This is a genomic window from Bifidobacteriaceae bacterium, from assembly GCA_031281585.1.
Lineage (GTDB): Bacteria > Actinomycetota > Actinomycetes > Actinomycetales > WQXJ01 > JAIRTF01.
In genome coordinates, this window is record JAITFE010000100.1 from 22,689 (window position 1) to 45,934 (window position 23,246).

At 67.1% G+C, this 23,246-nt stretch carries 20 protein-coding genes and 1 pseudogene; 15 read left to right on the plus strand and 6 right to left on the minus strand.

The window, feature by feature from the left end:
- The first annotated feature begins 19 nt into the window (after positions 1 to 19).
- A complete protein-coding gene (locus LBC97_11315; GenBank protein MDR2566617.1) occupies positions 20 to 553 on the plus strand; it encodes a hypothetical protein in 534 nt (177 codons plus the stop codon).
- Between the two features lie 183 nt (positions 554 to 736).
- Entirely contained in the window at positions 737 to 2,149 is a 1,413-nt protein-coding gene (locus LBC97_11320; protein ID MDR2566618.1) for a hypothetical protein, read from the plus strand.
- A 2-nt stretch (positions 2,150 to 2,151) separates the two neighbouring features.
- Here the strand turns inward: LBC97_11320 and LBC97_11325 are convergent, their stop codons facing one another.
- Positions 2,152 to 3,072: a TPM domain-containing protein gene (locus tag LBC97_11325; GenBank protein ID MDR2566619.1), complete on the minus strand. Its 921-nt coding sequence runs from the start codon at positions 3,070 to 3,072 to the stop codon at positions 2,152 to 2,154.
- Complete coding sequence (locus tag LBC97_11330; protein MDR2566620.1) at positions 3,069 to 4,205, minus strand: TFIIB-type zinc ribbon-containing protein; 1,137 nt, start codon at positions 4,203 to 4,205, stop codon at positions 3,069 to 3,071. Before LBC97_11330 ends, LBC97_11325 begins: the two co-directional genes overlap by 4 nt.
- 172 nt (positions 4,206 to 4,377) lie before the next feature.
- Between LBC97_11330 and LBC97_11335 the strand changes: the two genes are divergently transcribed.
- Positions 4,378 to 5,853, plus strand: coding sequence for a sodium:alanine symporter family protein (locus LBC97_11335; protein MDR2566621.1), 1,476 nt, complete (start codon positions 4,378 to 4,380; stop codon positions 5,851 to 5,853).
- Positions 5,854 to 5,870: 17 nt separating this feature from the next.
- Here the strand turns inward: LBC97_11335 and LBC97_11340 are convergent, their stop codons facing one another.
- Positions 5,871 to 6,593, minus strand: coding sequence for a DUF805 domain-containing protein (locus tag LBC97_11340; GenBank protein MDR2566622.1), 723 nt, complete (start codon positions 6,591 to 6,593; stop codon positions 5,871 to 5,873).
- A gap of 104 nt (positions 6,594 to 6,697) precedes the next feature.
- Between LBC97_11340 and LBC97_11345 the strand changes: the two genes are divergently transcribed.
- From LBC97_11345 to LBC97_11370, 6 genes are all read left to right on the plus strand, one after another.
- Positions 6,698 to 7,549 (plus strand): aminoglycoside 6-adenylyltransferase, encoded by an 852-nt coding sequence (locus tag LBC97_11345; GenBank protein ID MDR2566623.1) that lies wholly within the window; start codon positions 6,698 to 6,700, stop codon positions 7,547 to 7,549.
- A gap of 128 nt (positions 7,550 to 7,677) precedes the next feature.
- Positions 7,678 to 8,517: a transporter substrate-binding domain-containing protein gene (locus LBC97_11350; protein ID MDR2566624.1), complete on the plus strand. Its 840-nt coding sequence runs from the start codon at positions 7,678 to 7,680 to the stop codon at positions 8,515 to 8,517.
- Positions 8,514 to 9,332: an amino acid ABC transporter permease gene (locus LBC97_11355; protein MDR2566625.1), complete on the plus strand. Its 819-nt coding sequence runs from the start codon at positions 8,514 to 8,516 to the stop codon at positions 9,330 to 9,332. The genes LBC97_11350 and LBC97_11355 overlap by 4 nt, the downstream gene beginning before the upstream one ends.
- Before the next feature lie 25 nt (positions 9,333 to 9,357).
- Positions 9,358 to 10,086 (plus strand): amino acid ABC transporter ATP-binding protein, encoded by a 729-nt coding sequence (locus LBC97_11360; GenBank protein MDR2566626.1) that lies wholly within the window; start codon positions 9,358 to 9,360, stop codon positions 10,084 to 10,086.
- 75 nt (positions 10,087 to 10,161) lie between these two features.
- Positions 10,162 to 11,757, plus strand: a complete 1,596-nt coding sequence (locus tag LBC97_11365; GenBank protein ID MDR2566627.1) for a succinate-semialdehyde dehydrogenase (NADP(+)) — start codon at positions 10,162 to 10,164, stop codon at positions 11,755 to 11,757.
- Positions 11,754 to 12,584, plus strand: coding sequence for an SDR family oxidoreductase (locus tag LBC97_11370; GenBank protein MDR2566628.1), 831 nt, complete (start codon positions 11,754 to 11,756; stop codon positions 12,582 to 12,584). The genes LBC97_11365 and LBC97_11370 overlap by 4 nt, the downstream gene beginning before the upstream one ends.
- 92 nt (positions 12,585 to 12,676) lie before the next feature.
- On the opposite strand, the gene LBC97_11375 is transcribed toward LBC97_11370, so the two are convergent.
- Entirely contained in the window at positions 12,677 to 13,915 is a 1,239-nt protein-coding gene (locus LBC97_11375; GenBank protein ID MDR2566629.1) for a low temperature requirement protein A, read from the minus strand.
- Between the two features lie 121 nt (positions 13,916 to 14,036).
- On the opposite strand from LBC97_11375, the gene LBC97_11380 reads away from it, so the two are divergent.
- From LBC97_11380 to LBC97_11390, 3 genes are all read left to right on the plus strand, one after another.
- Positions 14,037 to 14,501, plus strand: a complete 465-nt coding sequence (locus LBC97_11380) for a transcriptional repressor (GenBank protein ID MDR2566630.1) — start codon at positions 14,037 to 14,039, stop codon at positions 14,499 to 14,501.
- 72 nt (positions 14,502 to 14,573) lie between these two features.
- A complete protein-coding gene (locus LBC97_11385) occupies positions 14,574 to 16,046 on the plus strand; it encodes a catalase (protein ID MDR2566631.1) in 1,473 nt (490 codons plus the stop codon).
- 218 nt (positions 16,047 to 16,264) lie between these two features.
- On the plus strand, positions 16,265 to 18,835 hold the full coding sequence (locus LBC97_11390) for a hypothetical protein (protein MDR2566632.1): 2,571 nt from the start codon (positions 16,265 to 16,267) through the stop codon (positions 18,833 to 18,835).
- Between the two features lie 405 nt (positions 18,836 to 19,240).
- Here LBC97_11390 and LBC97_11395 read toward each other — a convergent pair whose 3' ends face one another.
- Both LBC97_11395 and LBC97_11400 read right to left on the minus strand, forming a co-directional pair.
- Entirely contained in the window at positions 19,241 to 19,693 is a 453-nt protein-coding gene (locus LBC97_11395) for a (4Fe-4S)-binding protein (GenBank protein MDR2566633.1), read from the minus strand.
- A gap of 39 nt (positions 19,694 to 19,732) precedes the next feature.
- Positions 19,733 to 20,092 (minus strand): N-acetyltransferase, encoded by a 360-nt coding sequence (locus LBC97_11400; GenBank protein MDR2566634.1) that lies wholly within the window; start codon positions 20,090 to 20,092, stop codon positions 19,733 to 19,735.
- Positions 20,093 to 20,433: 341 nt separating this feature from the next.
- Here LBC97_11400 and LBC97_11405 point away from each other — a divergent pair, with 341 nt between their 5' ends.
- From LBC97_11405 to gluQRS, 3 genes and pseudogenes are all read left to right on the plus strand, one after another.
- Positions 20,434 to 21,612, plus strand: coding sequence for a hypothetical protein (locus LBC97_11405; GenBank protein ID MDR2566635.1), 1,179 nt, complete (start codon positions 20,434 to 20,436; stop codon positions 21,610 to 21,612).
- Positions 21,605 to 22,507 carry a response regulator transcription factor gene (locus LBC97_11410; protein MDR2566636.1) on the plus strand — a complete coding sequence of 301 codons (903 nt, stop codon included), beginning with the start codon at positions 21,605 to 21,607 and terminating at the stop codon, positions 22,505 to 22,507. The genes LBC97_11405 and LBC97_11410 overlap by 8 nt, the downstream gene beginning before the upstream one ends.
- Positions 22,504 to 23,214, plus strand: a pseudogene (gene gluQRS, locus LBC97_11415) (tRNA glutamyl-Q(34) synthetase GluQRS). The gene LBC97_11410 and the pseudogene gluQRS overlap by 4 nt, the downstream one beginning before the upstream one ends.
- Positions 23,215 to 23,246: the final 32 nt, after the last annotated feature.

Below are 23,246 nucleotides of genomic sequence, written 5' to 3' on the forward strand. Positions count from 1 at the left end.
CGTCGGGTAGGGTGTGGCCGTGGTCGATTGGATTCTGGCGAAGCCGTTCGCGGTCGCTTTTGTCTTTCTGACCCTGGTGGCGTGCGTCCGCTCCCAGTGCACCTATTGGCTGGGCCGCGCGGTCCGCGCCGGATTGGTGCGCGCGGCCTGGGCCAAGCGTCTCACCAGCGAGGGAGCGGGCAAGGCGCGCGACAAGCTGGAACGCTGGGGCTGGCCGGCCATTCCCGTCTCTTTCTTGACCGTCGGCTTCCAGACGGCCGTGAACCTCTCGGCCGGGCTGATCGGCTGGCGCTGGTGGCGTTACACACTGGCCGCCGTGCCTGGTTGGCTGATGTGGGGGAGCGTCTACGCCGCCGGCGGCCTGGCGGTCTTCGCGGGCCTGGCCCGGGTGGCCCAATCCTCCCCCGTCCTGGCCGCCGCGATCATCCAGGCCCTGATCGTGGTAGTCCTGTCGGTGATCGCGTGGACCCGCTACCGCAAGACCCGCCGCGCGGGCGCCGCCGGCCCCGCGACGATTTCCCCGCACCTTGAGGCCGACTCGGCCACCGCCTGACGCGGGCAGGCCGGGCGTTAGAGCCCTGGGGTATGGCGTGGCAATTGTCTGCTCTGAGCAGACCATTGCGGCGGGGCGCACCCATAGTCTGGGAAGAGACAGTCGGCAATGATGGCGTCGACAATGAGGGGTGGCGGACACGACTGGCGATGGAGCCTTTGTGGCAAAAGGAAAGGGATGGCGATGAGCAGGCGAATCATGGTTGCGGCGGTGGCGGCCGCTCTGGGCGTTGGCTGGCTGGCCGGGTGCGCGAAGTCGGGGCCCGAGGCGGCCCCGGAGGTTTTGCCCAGCCCCACGCCGCGGCCGACTTGTCCCGCCGTGAAAGAGTTGGACCAGGACCAGGTGGCCGAGTTCGCCCAGGCCGTCTCCGCCGAGGTGGAGGGCATCGCCCTGGAATTCGCGGCCGTCGGGACAAAGTCTGGTCGTCTCGAGATTGAGGCGGACGCGCCGGACTCGGCGGCGCTGGCGGAACTCGCGAAGCGGGCCGAGGCACCGCTCGGGTGCCGTTCTTTGGAGATTTGGGTCAACTCGGCCGAAGATTTGGCGGCGGCGCAGGCTCTGGGCCTTGCCGAGGCGCGGGTCACCTTCATAAGCCTGGTGAAACCGAACGAAAGGTCGGTGGTCGACGCCTTGAACGCCTTACCGGGCGTGGTTGCCCTGGACACTGTGAGAAACCCCTTCCCGTGGGACCTGATTGCGCCCCAACCGGTACTGTCGCGGGTGGAAACTGCGGTCAGCGGAGACGGCCAATGGGAGACGCTGAAGAACGCCGCCCCCAAACTGCCTGTCCTGGCCCAACTGAGATTGAGAATCGACCCAGACGATGACTGGCACTGGGACGCGCTGAAGGGCTTTCGCGAATTGGCCGCCGTCATGATCTGCACCGACTCGTGCTGGTTTGGCGACACTGGCACCTTGGAAGACGTGTCGGCCGAGACGCTGGAACAGATCCTGGCTGTGCCTCCGGTGTTGGCGAAGCTTGAGACGGTCAACACCATTCCGGTGGGCGAACTGAGCGCCGCCGCGTTGGGCTTCTCCCAGCCCCAGACCCGCGCGGAAAGGCGGGCCGCGCGCGAGGCGGAGGAGCAAGCGGAGAGGGAAGCGGCCGAGGCCGAGAAGCATGCATACGACCTCGAGCCGTGGCTGGTTCAGGCGCTCCGCGCCCAGTACGAGCCAGGCGGCGCGGTCACCACCATAGCCAGCCCGGCCCTGGTGGCAATAGAAGAGGATGGGACAGCCGGGCCGCAGCTGGCCACCGTCCCCACGTGGCGCGACGACATCCTTGAAGACTGGTTCTGCCGGAGGCGGGACGCCTGCGTCAGCGTGGTGGTGGTGTCGCGTCGAGTCGGGGCCGAATCCGGGTCTTATCGGTTGGAAAACAACCGCTCTGGGCAAGAGGAGTTCACGGGCAACCTCGGCGAAACCGTGGTCACCATCTACAACACGGCCGACAAGACCGTGTCGGATCCGATTGTGGTGGCGACAACTCTGCCGCCGAACATGGTGGGCTCCAAAGCCGAGGCCATCGGGGCGCTAAACGAGGAGGCCGCTTGGGCGTGGATCGCGGCGCACATGACGGCCCCGGCCGGCTCCTGAGGTCAGAACCTGCCGGAGGAGCCGCCGAAGCGGGAGCCGGAGGAGCCGAAGTGGATTGAGGAGCCTCCGCCTCCGCCCCCGCCCCAGCCGGAGCGGCCGTGCTGCTGGTTGTAGTGGACGGAGGTGTTCTGGCTGACCAGGACCTCGGTCTGGGCGGTTAGGCGGAGGGAGGCGGGGTCCAAGTAGTCGCTGGCGTCCGGGGCTGGCCGCACGGTCTTGAGTTGGCGCCGCCAGAGGGTCACGGGCACAAAGCCGCCGATCAGTCCGCCCGCCACCGCCGCCAGGGCCACGATCTCCCAGCGGAAGCGGCCGGCGTCTGAGTAGGCCTGGCCAGCCCCGCTGAGGAACTCTTGGAAGCCCCCGTACCAGTCATCCCGCCCCAGGTAGGGCAGGACTTGGCCCATGATCCGGTCCTGGACGGCGTCTGTGTAAACGTCGATCGCGTCACCGTGGGTGGCCAGGGCCCAATGGCGCCCCTCCGGGGCCACCAGGAAGAGGATTCCCGACTTGTCGCCGCCCTGCCCCCAGCCAGCGTCCGGATTGCGGCCAGGCTGGTCGGGGTTCTCCGGGTCGGGGCCGAAGCTGAAGTAGTCGTCCGCGAACTCGGTGGCCGTGCGCATCCCCAGCGAAGGCACGGTCACTATCACGAAGTCCGCCCCGTGTTCGGCGCTGAGCCGCTCAAGTTCCTGCTCCAGGGTCGCCTCCTGCACGCCAGTCAGCAGGCCGGCTCTGTCCCAGAGGTGCGCCCGGACGTCGCCGGTCCCAGCGGAGCCGTCCGCCCACGCGCCCGATGCCGTCGCCACCGTCAGCCAAACCGCCGCCAGTCCCAGCGCGGCCAGTCGCAGAGCGGCCAGTCGCAGAGCCGCCAGTCGCAGAGCCGCAAGGCGGGCAAGGCCCCGGCGGATCGCGCCCGCCCCGGTCACAATCCCACCGCCAGCGCCGCGATCGCCCCGGCCACCACGGCGGCCGAGCTCGCCAGGATGGCGAACCACCGCCAATAGGCGGCGCGGTCCAGTGGCAGGTCTCCGACTATCCGCCCGGTCTGGCCGTTCATGGCGAACGTGAAGCGTTCGCCTCTCCAAACCGTTGTGAGCACCCAGACCGGCAGAAGGGCCAAGTGCAGGCGCGTCTCGTTGACCGTCACCTTCGAGCCGACCAGGGAGACGCTCTGGTGTCCCGTGACGGTGTTCCGAAAGATCGAACCCGCGGTCTTGTCCAGGCGTTCGCGCGCCCGCACGGTCGCCATCTCGGAGTCCACGTTGTAGCGTTCGGCCAGGAAACCGGGCAGATAGGTCGGTTTGAACGGGACGGCGCGGGTGAGGTCGAAGGGTTCGATCGACTCCATGATGGCGTCCGGCATGTTGATCGAGCCGTCCACCGGGACGCCCAGGAAGCGGGCCTCGCCGACCCGGTGGGCGGCATAGTGCCTGGTGGTGGTGTGACTGGTGTTGCCCCAGTGCTGGGTCGACACGTCTCTGGCGTCGTACTGCTCCAGAATCTTGGTCTCGAAGTCGAACAACCAGAACGGGACGTAGACGCCCTTGACCTCGTCGATGAAGTTCTGAGCGGAGAAGACTTTGGGCAGCAGGCGCTTCTTGCCGTAGAGGCCGTTCAAGGCGGCTACGGCCTGCTCGCGCGTGGTTCTGAAGGGGACCACCAATTCCGGGGCGAGCTCGCCGGCCAGCTGCTCGGCGATCACTATTGGGCTGCGGCAGTAGGGGCAGGTCCCGGCGGCTTCGGTCGCGGCGGCCGCGACCACGGCACCGCAGGAGCGGCAGGCGTACTGGTTGAATTGGGGTGGCGGCCAGGGCGCGGGCGGCTCCTCGGCCTCGGGCGCCGGGGTAGGTCCGGGCTGGGCCTGTTGGGGCGTCTGCCACGCGGTGGGGTCAAACCTTGAGCCGCAGTTGTCGCAGACCAGCAGGCCCGCCTCGGCGTTGTAGGCCAGATTGCCCCCGCAGTGGGGGCACTTGTAGTCCAGGCCTTGCGCCACGGCGGCTCCTTCGGGCAACGAGTGGGGGTCAATCAATTCTCGCAGAGCGCCAACGGTTATCAGCACGTCAAATCATTGTTACAGGCAGGTTTCAGTTCCCCTCTGGGGTCGTCTTCACACTTTCCACACGCTTATTGTTGGGCTGAACGAATTGCTCGCCCCAGAGCCAGGTTCGGACTGGGGCCGAGCCACCGCACCCGTTCCCGCGCTGGCGGGACGGCCCGACGGAAGGCCCAACGTGCAAGGTTTCTCTGATGTCGTCACCAAGATCGACGATTTCGTCTGGAGCATCTGGCTTCTCATCCCGCTGCTGTTCATCACCGGCCTGGTGCTGACCATTCGGCTCAAAGGCATGCAGTTCACCAAACTGTGGCCCGCGCTGAAGCTCGGCCTGTTCACGCGCAAAGATCCGGGTTCTGCGGGCGACATCTCGCAGTACCAGGCGTTGACCACCGCGTTGGCGGCGACTGTGGGCGTGGGCAACATTGTGGGCGTGGCGACGGCCATCGGGATCGGCGGCCCGGGCGCCTTGTTCTGGATGTGGATCACGGGCCTGCTGGGCATGGCCTCGAAGTACGCGGAGGCCTTCCTGGGCTCCAAGTACCGGGAAACGGACGCGCGCGGCGAGGTGGTCGGCGGACCGCAGGTCTACCTGCAAAAGGCGATCAAGGGACCGCTCGGCAAGATCCTCGCTCTGAGCTTCGCGGTCTTCGGCGCGTTGGCGGCGTTCGGGATCGGCAACGGCACCCAAGTCGACGCGATGACCACAAACATGAAGGAGGCTTTCGGAATTCCGGAGCTTGCCACAGGCGTCCTGGTGATGATTCTGGTCGGGTTGACCCTGATCGGCGGCATCAAGTCGATCGGCCGCGTGACGGCGGCCTTCGTTCCGTTCATGATCGTGGTCTACATCCTGGCCGGCCTGGTCATCCTGGCCATGAACGCGACCGCCATCCCGGAGGCCTTCGCGTTGGTGTTCACCGACGCGTTCACCGGCACCGCCGAGACGGGGGAGGCAGTCGGCGACTTCCTGGGCGCCGGAATCGGCCTGGCGATCCAAAAGGGCATGGCCCGGGGCATCTTCTCCAACGAATCCGGGATGGGTTCGGCCGCCATTGTGGCCGCGGCCGCCAAGACCTCGCACCCGGTGCGCCAGGGGCTGGTGTCAATGACCCAGACCTTTATCGACACGATCATCGTGGTGTCCTTCACCGGCCTGGTGATCCTGACCAGCGGGGTGTGGCAGAACACGGCGGTCAAGGATGACGGCGAGCGGCTGAACGGGCAGTTGACCAATGCGGCGTTCGAGCAGACCATTGGCAGCCCGGGCCCCGCGATAGTGGCCATTTGCGTGGTCTTCTTCGCCCTGTCCACCGTGATCGGCTGGTCCTATTACGGCGAGCGTTGCGCGGTCCGACTGCTCGGTATCAAGGCGCAGATGCCGTATCGGATTGTTTTCACGGCGCTGATCGTGGTCTGGGCGGTCTTGCCGGCCAGCACCATCTGGAACATCGCGGACATCCTGAACGGCCTGATGGCGCTGCCCAACCTGATCGGCCTGCTGATCCTCAGCGGAATGATCGCGCGGGAGACCAAGCACTACCTGTCGCTGGACCCGGACTTGACCAAGAACAACGTCAAGCCTTCGGCGCTGGAGGCGATCTCCTTCGAAGTCAAGTGGACGCCCGCTCCAAAGCGGGTCGCACACCGCTAGCCGCAGTGCCGGGCCGGTCAGCCGGGGTATCTAGGCAGGCCGTCCGGGCCGATCTCGGGCGCAGGGACCGGAGGCTGGGGCGGAGCGCCGTAAGGCTGGGCCGGTGGCGGAGCGGCCGGCGGGGGGTAGCCGTAGCCGGGCGGCGCGTAGGGCTGGCCATAGCCGGTTGGCGGGGGGCCGTAACCCGCTGGCGGCGCCGTTGGATAGCCGGTGGCGTTCTGGTCGAAACGGGCACCCTGAGGCTTCGAGGCCAAGATGCACATGATCAGCGGAACAATGCCCAGGTTGGCCAGGTTGAGCAGATAGAACGCGCCTGAAAAGCCCGCGTCGTGAAGGCGCCGCCAGTTGATGGCCAGAGTCGGAACGAAAGTTGCCAAGCTCCAGATGGAGGCTGCAGCGAGGGACGCCATGGCCAGGCCGCCCGGCTCGTGGCCGCGCAGGTACAACGCCGGGTCGGGTTCCGAATAGCCGTAGGACTGGGCGTCCATGGTGTCCGCCAGCAACTCGAAAAAGGACGGCAGCATCCCGAACAGCCACACCACGAACGGAATGGTGATGACAAAGCCGACAATGGTCGCGAATAGGAACCACCACCAGTATTCGGACCTGGAGGCGCGGCCGGAGAACGTGGCGTATTTCTTGAAGAAGCGCACAATCGCCACGCCCATCGAGGCGCCGTAGTAGGGCTGGTCTAGCGGCACCGGGGCGCCGGCGGAAGCGGGTGGACCGGGATATGTCATGGGCTCATTGTCGCAGACGCTCAGCCGCCGCGCCCTCCGGAAGTCCCCAGGGCGCAGTGTTTGGACTGGGCCACGCCCGCTCGCCGGTCCGGTAAGGTCATGGCGTGCCTACCAATTACCGCGAGATCATCCGCCAATTGACGCCCCTCCTGCGGGATTCCGAAGCGGTGCTTGGCGCCGCGGTGATCGGGTCGCGCGCCTCGGACGCCCCCGACTCCGCCGCCGACCTCGACCTGTTGGTCTTCGCCGCCGAACCGGAGGCGTTGTTGGCGGACAACGCTTGGATCAGCCGGTTGGGGCGGATCTGGGCCTCCACCGTGGACCGCACGTTCCCGGAGCTGCCGGTCAAGCGGCTCTTGTTGGACGATGCCGCCCAGGTCGACCTGCTCATCCTCGCGCCGGAGGCGCCCGACCAGTTGGGTCCCGGCGCCCGCGCGGTCCTGGCCGACATTGCCCGGCGCGGGTTTGACGCGCTGAAGGAGGGCGGCCCCGTTCCGGAAGGGCTCGCGAAGCTGGCGGAGGAGTCCGGCGCCGGCTTGCGCGCCCGCCCCTCGCAGGACCAGTTTTCGCAGCTGGTGGCTCGGTTCTGGATCGACGCCGCGCGGGCGGCCCGCCGCCTGGGACGGGGCGAGGTGTGGGCCGCCAGACGCATAGTCGACGGATTTATGAAGGACGCCCTGGTCGAACTCCAGGCCTGGGTGATTCGCGCGTTGAAGGGTCCCGACTGCGACACCTATTGGCGCGGGCGCCACCTCGAGCAATGGGTGACCCCGCGCTTCGCCGAGGACCTGGCGGCGACGTTCGGGCCGTTGGAGGCGGAGGCCGTGCGCCGCGACCTGACTGAAACCATGGACCAATTCCGTTTGCTGGCCATCCAGGCCGCCAGTCGTTGGTCGTTGGATTACGCCGAAAACCTGGACCGGCGTGTCACCGTTTGGGTGCGAATCTGGGAGTGACGCCGCGTTGCGCGGCCGGGCCGGACGGGATCGTGCGAAATGGCGAGACGAACCGGAGCCCAGACGAAATCTCCGGCTGGTACTGTCAGGCTGTTCCAATGATGCGTTGACTTGTAAAGGAAACGGCGATGAAGAAACTTTCGGCCCTGATCGCATTGTCCTTCGCGCTGCCGTTGGGGCTGGCGGCCTGCGGCGGATCCGGGGATCAAGACGGCTCTGGCGAGGGCGGCGAGACCTCCAAGACTCTCCGCGTCGGCATGGAGGCGGCGTACGCGCCGTTCAACTGGACTCAGAAGGACGATTCGAACGGCGCGGTCAAGATTGACGGCGGCGGCTGGGCGGGCGGCTACGACGTGCAAATGGCGAAGCTGGTGGCCCAGCACATGGGCCGGGAGATCGTGGTGGTGAAGACCAGTTGGGACGGGTTGATCCCGGCCCTGCAGTCCGGCAAGATCGACATGATCGTGGCCGGGATGAGCCCAACCGAGGAACGCAAAGAGGCGATCGACTTCTCCGAGGACTACTACACCTCGGACGTGGTGATCGTGGTCAAGAAGGACTCCCCGCTGGCCGGCGCCAAGTCGCTGGAGGATTTCAAGGACGCCAAGATCACCGCCCAGATCTCGACCATCCATTACGACCAGTACCTGGATGAGATCGCGGGCGTGAACAAGCAGACGGCGCTGCAGGACTTCCCCACCATGATCCTGGCGGTCAAGTCCGGCAAGGTTGACGGCTACATCTCGGAGCGGCCGGGCGCGCTGAGCGCGGTCGCGTCGAACCCCGACCTGGCGTTCGCGGCGTTTGAGGACGGCGAGGGATTCAAGGACCACCCGACAATCGCGATCGGCTTGAAGAAGGGCTCCGACCTGTTGGAAGACGTGAACGCGGCACTGGGGTCGATCTCCGAGCAGCAGCGGGAGCAACTGATGGAGCAGGCGGTCAAGGACCAGCCCGGAACAGAATGACCTATTTGGCCGCCGCGGCGGGTGACCGGACCTTCCTGGAGTGGATCGCCTACATTTTCCAGGAGTACTGGCCGTGGCTGTTGAAGGGCGTGGGAGTGACCATGTTCCTGGCCCTCACCGGAACGGTGGTGGGCGTTGTGCTGGGATTGGGCGTCGGGGTGGTGCGGACCATCCCGGCGGACCGCCACAGCTCCGGTCCGGCCAAACGCGTGCTGCTGAAAGCCGTGAGCATTCTCTTGGGAATCTACGTTGAGGTGTTCCGGGGGACCCCCATGATGGTTCAGGCGATGGTTGTGTACTTCGGCCTGGGCATGGCGTTCCAGATCGACTTCAACGTGGTGACGGCGGGGCTGCTGGTGGTCTCGATCAACACGGGCGCTTACATGGCGGAGATCGTCCGCGGCGGGATTCAGTCGGTGGACGTCGGCCAGACGGAGGCCGCCAAAGCCGTCGGTATGGGCCACTGGGCCACCATGCGCGGGGTCATCTTGCCGCAGGCGATCCGCAACATCCTGCCCGCCACCGGCAACGAGTTCGTCATCAACATCAAGGACACTTCGGTGCTGATGGTGATCGGCACCTCGGAGTTGTTCTTCCAAGGCAAGTCGATCGACGGCATCCTGTACCAGACGTTCCCGGTCTATTTGCTGGTGGCGGCCATCTACCTGGTGCTGACTTTCTCCACGACGCGGTTGCTCCGCCTCTTGGAGCGCCGACTGGAGGGACCGGAGAACTTCACGCTGGCGACTTCCTCGACCGTCCCGGAGTCGATTCTGCGCCCTGGGGGTGACAACTATGGCAGCCGAACCCGCTGACCGCGCCCAGACCGCGGCCGGCCCGATCGTCGAAACCCGCGGCCTGCGCAAGTCTTTCGGCCAGAACGAGATCCTCAAAGGCATTGACTTCACGGTGCGGCCGGGCGAGGTGGTGTCCGTGATCGGGGCGTCCGGCTCCGGCAAGTCGACGTTCCTGCGTTGCGTCAACCTGCTCGAATGGCCCACGTCGGGGGAGGTCCTGTACCACGGCCAGAACGTACTGGCGCGAGGCTACAACGTCAGGCGTTTCCGCACGCATCTGGGCATGGTGTTCCAGCAATTCAACCTTTTCAACAACCTGAACGTGCTGGACAACTGCGTGATAGGGCAGGTTCGCGCGGCCGGGCGGAGCGTGGCCGAGGCGCGCGAGCGGGCGCTCGGCTACCTCGCCAAGGTCGGCATGGACCGGTACGTTGACGCCAAACCCCGGCAGCTTTCGGGCGGCCAGAAGCAGCGGGTGGCGATCGCGCGGGCCCTGTCGATGGAGCCCGAAGCCCTGCTCTTCGACGAGCCGACCTCCGCCCTGGACCCGGAAATGGTCGGCGAGGTCTTGGCGGTCATGGGCGAACTGGCGGCGTCCGGGTTGACCATGGTGATCGTGACCCATGAGATGGCCTTCGCCAGGGACGTGTCAGACCGTGTGGCGTTCATGGACAACGGGGTGATCGCGGAGGAGGGTGTGGCCTCAGAGGTCTTCGCCAGCCCGCGCGAGGCGCGGACAATCGAGTTCCTGGCCCGCTTCCACGCCGGTTGACCCGCAGGTTGGCTGACACGGCCCGCGGGCGTCTCTATGCTTGGTTGGCGTCGCCCTGCGAAGAAGGAGAGCATCATGACTGTGACTTCCCCCAACCCCGCGCTCTACCGGGTCGATCCGGCTTGGAACGACCTCGCGGAGCAGGTCACCGTGTCGGCTGGACGCCCCTGGCGGCCCATCGTCAGCCCGATCGACAACGCCGAGTTGGGCCGGGTTCCGGTCTGCACGCCGGAGGACGTGTGGGAGGCGGCCCGGCGGGCGCGCGCGGCGGGCCGGCGGTGGGCGGCCGCGTCCCTGGACCGGCGCCGCGGCGTGATCGAGCGGTTCAAGGACCTGTTGGTCGCCAACCGCGACGACCTCCTCGACCTGGTGCACGCCGAGAACGGCAAGTCCCGCACGGACGCCTTTGAGGAGTTTCTCGATGCGGTGCTGACTGCCGGCTACTACGCGGCGAAAGCTCCCAAAGTCCTTGGACGGCATCGTCGGCGTGGCGCTTTACCGGTGCTGACCAGCACCTACGTCCATCACGTTGCCAAAGGCGTGATCGGGATCATCTCCCCTTGGAACTACCCGCTGACTTTGGCGGTGTCAGACGCCGTGCCGGCGCTGTTGGCCGGGAATGGCGTGGTGCTCAAACCGGACTCGCAGACGCCGCTGACGGCGTTGCACCTGGTCAAACTGCTGCGCCAGGCTGGACTGCCGGAAGATCTGATGCAGGTGGTTACGGGGCCGGGCGCCGAGTTGGGCCTGCCGATCATAGACGGCTCGGACTACCTCATGTTCACCGGCTCGACCGCCACCGGGCGGACCATCGCGGCCCAGTGCGGGGAGCGTCTGGTGGGGTGCAGCGCGGAACTGGGCGGCAAGAACCCGCTGCTGGTGCTGGGAGACGCGCCGCTGGGGCGGACCGTCGAGGGGGCGGTGCGGGCGTGCTTCGCGAATAGCGGCCAGCTTTGCATCTCGGTCGAGCGGATTTACGTGGCGCGCCCCTTGTTCGAGGCGTTCGCGGGGGCTTTCGCCGCCCGCGCCGCGGAAATGGTGCTGGGGGGCGGCGGCGGTTGGGACGTGGACATGGGTCCGCTGATCAGCCAGGCCCAGTTGGACAAGGTGAGGGACCACGTCGACGATGCCGTCGCGAAAGGCGCCACCGTTTTGACCGGCGGCCAGCGACGGGCGGACTTGGGAGCCTTTTTCTACGAGCCCACGGTCCTGACCGGCGTGACTGACGCCATGACGGTCTCGCGGGATGAGACCTTCGGGCCTGTCGTGTCGATCTACCCGGTGGACTGCGACGAAGAGGCGATCCGGTTGGCGAATGACACGGAATACGGGTTGAACGCCTCGGTCTGGACGTCCTCGGCGGGGCACGGCCGGTCGGTCGGCGAACGGCTGCGGGCCGGCACCGTCAACATCAACGAGGGCTACGCGGCGGCGTGGGGCTCCACGGACGCGCCGATGGGCGGCTTTGGCATTTCCGGCCTCGGCCGGCGCCACGGCGCGGAGGGCCTGCTCAAGTACATGGAGGCGCAGACGGTGGCGACTGAGCGGCTGTTGGCGATCGGCCCGCCCAGTTGGGCGCCGCGTCCGGGCTACGCCGCCGTCATGACCGTGGGGTCGCGGTGGCTCCACACGACTGCTGGGGAGCTGATCAGGAAGGTGGCGAGGTCATGAGCAAGTATCGTCAAGAGGGGCTGGCGCTTGACGGGGCCAGGGTGGTCGTCACCGGCGGCGGCAGCGGGATTGGCCGGCGGATGGCGGTCGGGGCCGCCCGCAAGGGGTCCACGGTGGCGGTCTGGGACCTGGACCGGGGCCGGGCCGAATCGGTGGCGGCGGAGATCGTGGCCGAGGGCGGCCGGGCCAGCGCTTTTGCCGTGGACGTGGCTGATCGCGCCGCCGTCGCCGCCGCGGCGGAGCAGACCGGGCCGGCCGACATTCTGATCAACAACGCCGGGGTTGTGTCGGGTCGGCCGCTGCTTGAGGACACCCCCGCCTCGATCGACCGGACCCTGGACGTGAACCTGCGGTCGCTGTTCTGGGTCACGCAGGCCTTCCTGGGCGGCATGATCGAACAGCGGACCGGCTACGTGGTCACGGTCGCCTCGGCCGCGGGCCTGGTCGCGGGCTCGAAGATGACGGACTACGCCGCCTCGAAGGCCGGGGCGATCGCCTTCAACGAGGCTTTGCGGAATGAGCTGAGGGAGGCGGGCACGGGGGTGGCCACCATGGTGGTGTGCCCCTTCTACATCGACACGGGCATGTTCGCGGGGGTCCGCTCCCGCTATCCGCTGCTCCTCCCGATCTTGGAGCCCCGCCAGGTGGCGGGCGCCATCCTGCGGGGTATTGAGCGCGGGACCAAGCAACTGATCATGCCGCCCTTGGTGCGCTCAGTCCCACTTCTCCGCCTGCTGCCGGTGGGCGCCTTCGACTGGGTGGCGGACCAACTGGGCATCAACGAGTCGATGGCAGACTTCGCGGGCCGCGAGGGCGACCGCCTATAAGAAGGCGGGGCCGAACGCCTGGTCCGGTGCCGTGGTCTGGGGTCTGGGCGCGCGAGTGGTTCGCCGGTTAGGGCGGCGGTCAATCGGTCGGGTTAGCTGTCGACCAGGTCCTCGTGGTCGGTGTCCGGGAGGCCGGCGTCCGCGCGGCGCACCATCACAAGGATGGTCAGGCCGATCGTGACCAGCGCGCTGGTGCCTACGGGGCCGGCCACGCCGACCGGGGTGGTGGCCAACCAGGGCGCGGCGGCCAGGATGGCGAGGGCCGCGACCAGCGGCGACACGCCGAAGAAGGTGCGCCTGGCCCAGGCCTCCAGGCCCCACAGACCGGAAACGAACAGCGCCACAGGCGCGCAAACCAGGTATCCGATGGCGACCACGCCAATGTGGAGTTCGTTGGCGTGGGAGACTTCGACCGCCAACTCGAGGCCCGAACCCAGGACGGCCAGTCCCAAGAAGATGGAGACGTGCCCGTAGCCCCAGGGGAAGGCCAGCTCCCGGCGTTGTTCCAAGTGGTCGGCCATCGGTGTGGAGAAGTAGAGCCACCACATGGCGAACAGCAGCAGCAGAGCTGACGCAGAGACGCCGGTGAGGCCCGGCGTCAGGCCGGTCGAGTCCAGTTCCACTTGGACGCCCGCCACGGCCACCGTCACCAGTTCGCCCAACAAGATGAGCGTGAAGAGGCCGTAGCGTTCGGCTATGTGGTGCGGGTGCCAGGCGGTCCGCTGCGCCCGCTCGGCGATTGCCGGGACCATCATTTCGGCCGCTGCCAGCACCGCGAATGAGGCCACGGTCCACCCAAGGGTGTGGGGGAGCGCCAGGCGGGCCAGCCATCCGACCTGGGCCAGCCCAATCCCGATCGCGTAGCGCCGGGTGGTGGGCCGTCGGTCGGGGTCGGAGGCGCCGGCGCGCAGCCATTGGCAGATTTGGGCCACGCGCATGACCACGTAGCCAATGGTCCCGGCGGTCCAGTCGAAGTCCCGGAAAGCCTGGACCAGGCTGGCGGAGAGGATCAATACCCCGGCCATCTGCAACAGGACCATGAGCCGGTAGGGGCCGTCGTCAACGTCATAGGAGGAGGCGAACCAGGTGAAGTTCATCCAGGCCCACCAGACGGCGAAGAAGACCATGAGGAAGCTGATCAGCGATCGTCCCAGAGCGCCTCCGGCCGCCCCGCTGGCGAGCTGATCCACCGCGCTGCCCACCGCCACCACGAAGATCAGGTCGAAGAGCAGCTCGAGCGGGGTGGAGGTGCGCCCGGCCTCGTGGATGGGGCGAGGTCGCATCAATTTGCGCCACTGGAAGGGAGTCGCGGGCGCGGCGCCGTCAGACACGCCACCAACTCTGTCATATTCGCCGGCCGGAGGTGCGCCGGCGGCTCCTTGACCAGATGGCGAGAGGCAGAACGGATCGTAGATTGGAATAATTCCAGAAAACAGGCTACAGTTGGCGACTGTGACAAGGACCGACCAGGATCATCAAGCCCGCCTGAAAGCGGTGGGCCTCCGCGTGACCGCGGCGCGCCTCGCGGTGCTTGAAGCCTTGGCGGCGGATGGGCACTTAGGCGCCGACCAGGTGGCCAAGGCGGTCCGGGGGAAGCTCGGCGCGGTCGCCACCCAGACGGTTTATGACGCGCTTGCCACTCTGACCGAACACGGACTGATCCACCAGATTGAACCCGCCGGCCACAGCCGCCTGTTCGAGGGGCGGACGGCGGACAACCACCATCACGTCATCTGCCGTCGCTGCCACAGGATAGAGGACGTCGACTGCGCCGTCGGCTACACGCCGTGCCTGGAGGCCTCGGACAGTCACGGCTTTTCGATCGACCAGGCCGAAGTCATCTATTGGGGCGTGTGCCCGCAATGCCAGACGCGAGGTCGTCAGGGCGCCAAGCCCGGGGCCCGGGCCAGTTCCTGACCAACCGAGATCGACCGCAAGCAACGAAGACCCGAAGACCCAACCAACCAAAACCTGACCGAAGGAGCCATCATGAGCGAGAATCCAACCGACAGGGGCGCCGCCCCGCCGCCCACCACAACCTTGACCGGCGAACCGGTCGCCTCTGACGCGCACTCGCTGAGCGTGGGGGCGGACGGCGCCATCGCGCTGCATGACCATTACCTGGTCGAGAAACTGGCCCAGTTCAACAGAGAGCGCATCCCAGAACGGGTGGTCCACGCGAAGGGCGGCGGCGCCTTCGGGACCTTCAAAGTCACGGGAGACGTGAGCGAGTGGACAAAGGCGGCGGTCTTCCAACCTGGGACGCAAACCGAAATGCTGGCCCGCTTCTCTTCGGTGGCCGGCGAGTTGGGCAGCCCGGACACCTGGCGGGACGTGCGCGGCTTCGCGCTGAAGTTCTACACCACCGAGGGAAATTACGACATGGTCGGCAACAACACGCCGGTCTTCTTCATTCGGGACGGCATGAAATTCCCTGATTTCATCCACTCCCAAAAGCGCTTGCCGGGCTCGCATCTGCGGGATCTTGACATGCAGTGGGATTTCTGGACCTTGTCGCCCGAATCGGCTCACCAGGTCACCTATTTGATGGGCGACAGGGGCGTGCCCGCCAGTTGGAGGCACATGCAGGGGTACTCCTCCCACACCTACCAATGGCTGAACGCCGCCGGCGAGCGGTTCTGGGTCAAGTACCACTTCGTGTCTGACCAGGGCGTTCGCAATATCACCGCAGCGGAGGCGGAGACGCTGGCGGGGACGGACGCGGATCACTACCTGCGGGATCTGTGGGACGCGATCGCTCGCGGCGAATACCCGTCATGGACAATGAAGGTGCAGATCATGCCTTACGCGGACGCCAAGACCTACCGCTTCAACCCGTTCGATCTGACCAAGGTCTGGCCGCACAGCGATTATCCGCTGGTGGAGGTGGGGCGGATGACGTTGAACCGCAACCCGGAGAACTACTTTGCCCAGGTCGAGCAGGCGGCTTTCGCGCCTTCGAACCTGGTTCCGGGAATCAGCGTCAGCCCCGACAAGATGCTTTTGGCCAGGATGTTCGCGTACCGGGACGCGCACCGCTATCGCGTGGGCGCCAATTCCACGCAGCTTCCGGTGAACGCGCCCAAGGCGCCTGTCAATTCCTACACCAGGGACGGGGCGATGCGTTACGCGGTCGATTCGCCGGCCGATCCGGTCTACGCGCCGAATTCGCTTGGCGGCCCGGTGGCCTCGCCGGAACTCGCGTCGGAGTCGCCCGGCTGGCAGTCGGATGGCGAGTTGGTGCGCGCCGCGGCCAGCCTCCACGCCGAGGACCACGACTTCGGCCAGGCCGGAACCATGGTCCGGGAGGTCTTCGACGATGCCGCTCGCGACCGTTTCGTAGCCACCCTCGCCGGCCAGTATCGAGGCTTGACCAGGCCGGAAGTCAAAGAGCGCTTCTTCCAGTACTGGGCGGCGGTTGACGCCGCGATCGCGGACCGGGTGCGCCAGGCGACGGCTTGACCAGGCGGCCGGTGCTCCGGACCGCGCGGGGGTCCGGAGCACCGGCCGGGGACCAGGCAAATGGTCCCATCCAAGCCGCAACCGGGGAACGGCACTGATTTCTACCTAAGGGATGGAACCAATTCCATGATCTGGCTGGTTGCGGCCGGTAGCTTTGATGTCAGATTGTTGACAGCCCATCAACCGGGATTCCTGGAGTAAACGATATGCAGCCGCAAATGGCGATGGTTCGGCGGATAGCCGTCGGCCTGGTTGGGCTTGCCCTTTTGGGCGGCCTCACTGTGGTGTCCTCCAAGGAGTCCAGCGCGAACAGCGGCTGCCGGCTTCAAGCTCTGGTCGAGTACGGCGGATTGGTTGCCGTTCCCGTGGGGTGCGAGGAAGAGGGCCCAATCGTGGTCCGCCACCCCACGGAGCTTGGCGGCGGCCCCATCTACGTCACCGGCGGCTTCATCATCACTCCCGGAGCTTCGCTGACCTTGCTTGACGGCACGGCGTTGACGGGACCGATCGCGGTCCAGGACCGCGCGGAGTTGATTCTGAAGGGCACCGGCGTTCGCGCGGACGGCGCGATCTGGGTGGAGCCGGGAGGCAACGCCCAGATCAACGGAGTCGGCCCGCTTGGCGTTACCGCCACCGACTTGATCAACCAAGGCGTGACGCAAGTCGGCGGATTGGTCAAACTGGGTCAGCAGGGGCGCGGTTTCACCACGGTGACGGACGGTGACAGCCGCCTGGACGTTAGCCCTCTGGCTGTTGGGTCGCAGCTGTGGTTCGACCGGCCGGCCGTCCCAACGGTGGTGGCGCGACTGGTCGAGGGCTCGCTTGGCCCTGTCGGCGAGGGCGCGGTTTTGTGCGATGTGGGCTCCTGCGTGACGCAGACGGTGCCCTCGGATTCGGGGGAGTTGTGGATCAGCCTCGCGCCGAGCGGCGGTCCTGTTGCGCCCACTCCGAGCGCGAGCGCGTCTTCCACGCCCAGCCCCAGCGAATCGACCCCTCCGTCCAGCGAGCCGACAACGCTTGAAGAGCTGATTGCGGAGGCTTCGGATCAGGCCGTGCTGACTCTGCCCGCGCAGACGGCCGCCACGTCCTCGGTCGTGGTCGCCGACGCGGAGGGCGGCGCCATCGCCGTCACCCTGACCGGCGGCCCCATCAAGCGCGCTCACGACGGGACGCTGATCACAGTCCCCGCCGGATCCAGCTTGACCTTGCGGGATGTGACCGTGGACGCCTCTTGGCCGCTGGCCACCAAGGCCTACGCCCCCGTCATTGAGGTCGCTCCGGGCGGCCTGTTGGTCCTCGCGGAAGGCGCGCGGATCGAAGGCAATCAGTCTTTCGGAGTCGTCAACTTCGGCTCGCTGAACATAGTTGGACCGGACGCGACCATCGCGAATTGCCGGGTGGACGCCAGCGGGCTGGCGCCCCAAGACGGGCCGGTCGGGGGCGCCGGGGTTTGGAACCGCGCGGGCGGCGTGTTCTGGATGAGCGGCGGAGCGATTGAGGGCAACCAGGTTGTCGCGGCCGCCGGGCAGTCGGTCTTTGGCGGCGGCGTGCTGAACGCCGGCGCCATGCGGTTGGCTGGAGGCTCAGTCGCCGGCAACCAGGTTGACGGCGGCGGCGGCGGCGTGGCGGTGGTGCGAGAGCCCGGGTCGGAGCACGGGGGGCGCTTGGACGTCGGCGGTGACTACAGCTCGGTGGCTGGCGCCGAACTGCCCAGCATCAGCGGCAACAGCGCCGAGTTCGGCGGCGGCGTGGCGGTTGTGGATCAAAGCCAGTGGGGCGGCGAAGGCGCCGCCTTGCCGGAGGCGTCCGCGCCGGACGACGTGCCCTCGGCCATTCTGGACCGGGGAGCGCTGACCGCTAACCAGGCCTTCGGGGCGGGCGGTGCAGTCATGGCCTATGGCGGCTCGGCAGTCGGCCTAGACGGGCCCTTGACCGTTTCGGCGACGAATCAGGCCGGGACAACTGGTACGGACGGCGTGGCCGTGGCGGACGCCTACTTGCGCGTGTCTGGAGACGTGGTAACGGAGCGCGGCGGCGGCGTGGCACTGCTCAAGCAGGGTTGGCCGCTGGTCTTGACGAGCGGTTTCACGGGCGCGGGCCAACTGGTGATTGAGCAGGTGGACGGCCTGGTCGCAGGCGCGGCGGTGCCGGTCATCCGGCTGGCCGATTCGTCAGCCGGGCTCACGCCGGAGGTGCAAGCGGCCATCATCCTGGCAATTGCGGGGGTGGACGCGAGACTTGAATCGGCCGGGGAAGGGGAGTTTCTGGTCAGCAGCTACCCCGACGGCCACACAGTGACGCAGAGTCCGGATGCGGTCGATCCGCCGGTGGACTCTAGCCCGAGCGAAGCGCCCACGACCTCGGCGCCCTCAACGCAGCCCCCGGCCTCGGAGCCAGCGACGCCTGGACCGCGACCCACTGGCCCTATCCCGTTTACCGACCCTGAGCCCTCAAACCAGCCGACCAGCGGCCCCTCGCAGTCAGGCGGGCGCGCGATTGATCGGTCCGGGCTCGGCGACCAGGACACGGACGCCGAGGAGACAGTGGCGCCGCCCAGCCCTTCGACGCCTGGGACCCCGCTTGCGAGCAAGTCCACGAGCGGGTCGGCCAGCCCCGCCGTGGTTGACACGGGCGAGGACTCGGAGAGCGGCCCGAATCTGAGCGCGCCGGAACCGCCTCCGGGGCTCTCCTCAAAGACGATCGGCTTCAGCCTGATGGCGATTGGAATCTTCGGCTTGGCCGGATTGGGAGTCTATGTGATGCGGCGAGGCGGCTTCTTCGCCGTCTGAGGCCCGCTCCTTGAAAGCCGGTCCGTCCGGCCGTCACGCCTGTGCCTGGCGAAGTGAGGCGCGGACGCGGCAGCCGGAACAAGCCGTCCATTGGAAGCTAGCACCAAAATGTGACCTGGGTCACAGGCTCTTGGGTGATTTCGCTCAAGGCACAGGCGCCGCACCCGAAGGAGCGTCAATGGCCCGGCGGGACGGTCGGCATCGACCACCCCACCGGGCCCGAGCCGAGCCCCCACGGCCAGCCGCGGCGGTCGAGTGGGCGGACACTCCATAGTCGCCGCGGTTTGGCCGCGAGGCGAGGGACGTCCCCGGGCGCGGAACTGGTGGGGAAAGGCGGAAACCCACCGCGTCCGAACCCTGGCGGGGATGTCGGCTCAAATCTAGTTATGACGGCGACTGGCGCCCTTAGTGGGCGTGGCGCCGCCAATCGGTGCAGGGACCAGACGCGTCGCAGAACGGCCGGTTGGCGGTCGAACCGCACCGGCACAGCGCGGCCCTGGTCTCCGGAACCTCTTTGCCATTGTCGGCGATCGCGATGGCGCCCTCCAACCACAGCGGCTCGCCGTCCGCAGTGCGGACGGTCACGGGCGAGTGGCCGCGTTCGACTTCCCGCGCCGGATCGGTGAACTCGTAGTGCAGGGCGCCGGACGGACAACGCCGGATCACCTGCGCGATCTCCTCGGCCTCGCCGGCGTCCGGGAGGACCCAGGGCCGGCGTTTGGTGTCAAAGACGGCTGGGATCGAGCGAACGCAGACGCCCACGTGCAGGCAACGCGCCAGTTCGAAGCGGACGGTGATGTCGTTGCCGTAATAGTCTTTGGCGCCGACGTTCTTGGTGGTGTCCTCGGTGGCAGTCATTCGGCTGATCTCCTTAGGCGGCTTGGTCAACTGCGGGGTTCACCCGGCGTCCGGGTCCTCCGCCGCGGGCTTTAGAACGGTTGGGAGCCCAAAGGCCGGCCGGTTGGCGGCGGGCACCAGGTCCTGGTACCCCGGGTGGGTTTCAACGTAGTGGCGGACGAACGAGCAATACGGCAGGACGGCCAGGCCCTTGCCGCGCGCGTCGTCGAGGGCGGCGGTGATGAGCGCCTCGCCTAGGCCGTGGCCGGTCGCGCCGGGCGCGATCACTGTGTGTACAAAGGCGAGGGCGCCGGGCTGGACTTGGTACTCCGCGACGCCGATCACGGTGTCGTCCGCCAGTAGCTCGTACTGGCTCGCTTCGGTGTCGTTGCGGACGGTCAATTGCGGGCTGGTGGCCATGAGCGCTCCAAGATGGTGGTGGTGCAATACATTCAAGCGCTATCCAACTTTCTCCTGTAGCGGACATCTGTCAAACGGAGAGTAGTTTCGGCTTATGCTGTGGACAGCGGGACGCCCCCAAGACCGGTAGCATCAAAGTGACCCCTGTTGTCGCCGCAAGCGCGTCTATGGCGGCCAACCGTAAAAGTACTCCTGTCTTTGATCAGGCCTCCACTCAAAGGGCCAGGAAAGGTGTGAGCGATGGAACCGATGACCGTGGACCAGATTGTCGCTTGGCTGAAGCTGAATCCGCAGCTCAGGGTGGCCGAGTGCCTAGCCGCTTGGACGCACGGGGACGTGCGGTGAGCGAACTGGTTCTGCCGCATGTCGGCTTCGCCCGCCAACTCCTCGAGGAAATGCCGCCGGGGTTGCCCTATCCCCTTGTGCGCCGCGCGCAGATGGCGGCTTTGCCGGCCGTGCCGCAGGAGAACACCATTGAGGCGCCGACCTTCTTGATGGACATGGGGCTTCGGCGCTGGCGCGACCCGCAGGTGCTGTTCAAAGGCTCGTTGGCGAAGCAACCCGCTCTGAAGCGGACATGGGCGGCGTTGGCGGACAAGCAAGACGAGGCGTTGGTTCTGCAGACCAGGGCTTGGGAGGCGGACAAGCGGTCCAGCCACGAGATCAGCGCCGACTTGGAGTCGTTGACCATCTTCACGGGGGACGATGCCGCCGGGTCGGCTTTCGCGCAGCTCCTCGACTCGGCGGTGAAGCCGTTTGACACGCCCCGTTTGGCGACGGCGGTTGCAACAATGCTGTCTTTGACGGATCCGAGGCGGTCTTACGAATTGCTGCAACGGGCGGCCGGCCTGACCACCAACCCGGTGTCGCGTTTCCTGGTGGATCTGCGGATCGTGGCTTTGCTGATCAAGCGGCTGCATGACTACGAGGGCGCGCTGAGCCTGATCAAGGACTTGACGAAGGTCGCCAGCGCGGCGTTGCGGCATTACGTGGTGTCAGACGCGGACGCGGAGGCAATGCAGGTGCTGCTCTTGAATCTGCGGGCGTTGATCGAGATCCGCCAGGACCGGCTCTTTGAGTCTTTGACGACCATGGAGCGGGCTCAGGCCCAGATGCCCGACGATGGCTTCGTCATGGTCCCGACGGACATGGCGGACCGCTACCGGGCGCAGGTCCGGATCAACGTGGCTCAGGCCCTTTGGGTGTCGGGGCGCGAGTCCGAGGCGGTCACCCAGATTAACCGGCACGCCTCCATTACGCGGAACGAGCATCCATATTCTTTATCGGAGGCCTTGCTCACAGCCGCATATTTCAACGAGTTGGCAGGTGAACACTCCCTCGCCTTGTCGTATTGTTTGGAAGCGGAAAGACGTTTGATGAGGGAGGGCGCTCCGACACGCCTGGCCATGTGCCGCCGGGTCGCTGTGGCCGCGCTCAATGGGATGGGCAAGCGGGGGCGTGCCGAGAAGTTGGCTCGAGCTATCCCTAGAGATGTGCTAGGGGAGAGGTTTCTTGTCTGATTCGACTGGAGACAACGAGGAGAGGGTAGACCCCCGGACTAAGCCGCATGCCGTCATCCACCAGGGGATACCCGCCTCGGCGCTGCGCCCGGCCACCGGCGCGGGTCCCGCTGTGGGCGGGACGCGGGCGAACCCGCAGGTCCGCGCGGGGATGTATCCGCGCTCCGGACAGTATCCGAGGTCTGGCGAGACTCCCAGGCGTCTGATCCGCACAGGGCCGCCGTATTCGGCCTCGGACGCGGCGACGGCTGGCGGCGCGATCAGACGGACGGCGCGGGTCGGCATTGTGGACCAGGAGACGCTGTTCCGGACCATGGTTGCGGACGCGCTGTCGGAGGCGCCGGATTTGAAGGTGGTGGCTTCGCTGGACTCGGTGGCGAAGGCCCGCGAGGTGCTGCCCGGTCGGGTCGACCTGCTGATCGCGGATGTGGAGCAGAAGGACGGCTCCGGGGCGGTGCTGGCCGCGGAGCTCCAGCGCACCGACCCGAGGCTCCGGGTCATCATCATGACCCGGCATGACGTCACGTCCCTGATCGCGTCGAGCCGCCGCCACCTGCGCCGCCCCTGGGCGAGCGTGTCGAAGCTGAGCAACATAGGCCGGGAAGGCTTGGTGGAGTTGGTGCGGCGCGTGGCCATGGACGTGCCCCAGCCGAGTTCGCCGAATGTGGCCCGTAAGGATCCCTTCGAGGGCCTGACTGGACAGCAAATGGCGGTGCTGCGGCTGATCGCGGATGGCTATACGAACCAACAGGTCGCCGAGCAACTGGGTTTGTCCCGCCGGACTGTGGAGAACCATCTGCTGGCCATTTACCGGGGGCTTGACATAGCCGACGAGGAAGTCAACCCGCGCGTTGCCGCGGCCCTGCTGTTGCTGTCGAAGACTCTGGATCTGTGAGCGGCGGGGCGGGCCGCTACGCGCCGTCGCCGTCCAGCGATTTGCATTTGGGGAACCTGCGGACGGCGGTGTTGGCGTACTTGGCGGCGCGGCATGACGGCTTGGCGTTCCGGATGCGCCTTGAAGACTTGGACGACCGCTGCCGTCCGGAGTTCGCGGAGCGCCAACTGGCGGACTTGGCAGCGCTGGGGCTGACCTGGGACGGGCCGGTGATGCGGCAATCGGAGCGCCGGGTGGCTTACGAAGCGGCGATTGAGCGACTGAGCGCACAGGGCCTGGTCTACGAGTGCTTCTGCTCCAGGCGCGACATTTTGGAGGCGGCGCGCGCGCCGCACCACCCTCCGGGCGCCTATCCGGGCACGTGCCGGCGCCTCAGCGCGGCCGAGCGGAGCGAGCGGCGGCGCCTCAAGGAACCCGCGATCCGCTTGAGGGCGCAGGCGCGCGAGTTCGCCGTGACGGACCGGCTGGCGGGCGAGAGCCTCCAACCGGTGGACGACTTCATTTTGCGACGGGCGGACGGTGTCGCCGCGTACAACTTGGCCGTGGTGGTGGACGATGCCGCTCAGGGCGTCACGCAGGTCACTCGCGGCGACGATCTGCTCTCCTCGTCCGGCCGCCAAGGCTACTTGGCGTCTTTGCTGGGGCTGCCAGCGGTCACGTACTTTCACGTGCCGCTGGTTTACGGCGCCCACGGGCGCCGGCTGGCGAAAAGGGACGCGGCCCTGGCCGGGGCGGCCCT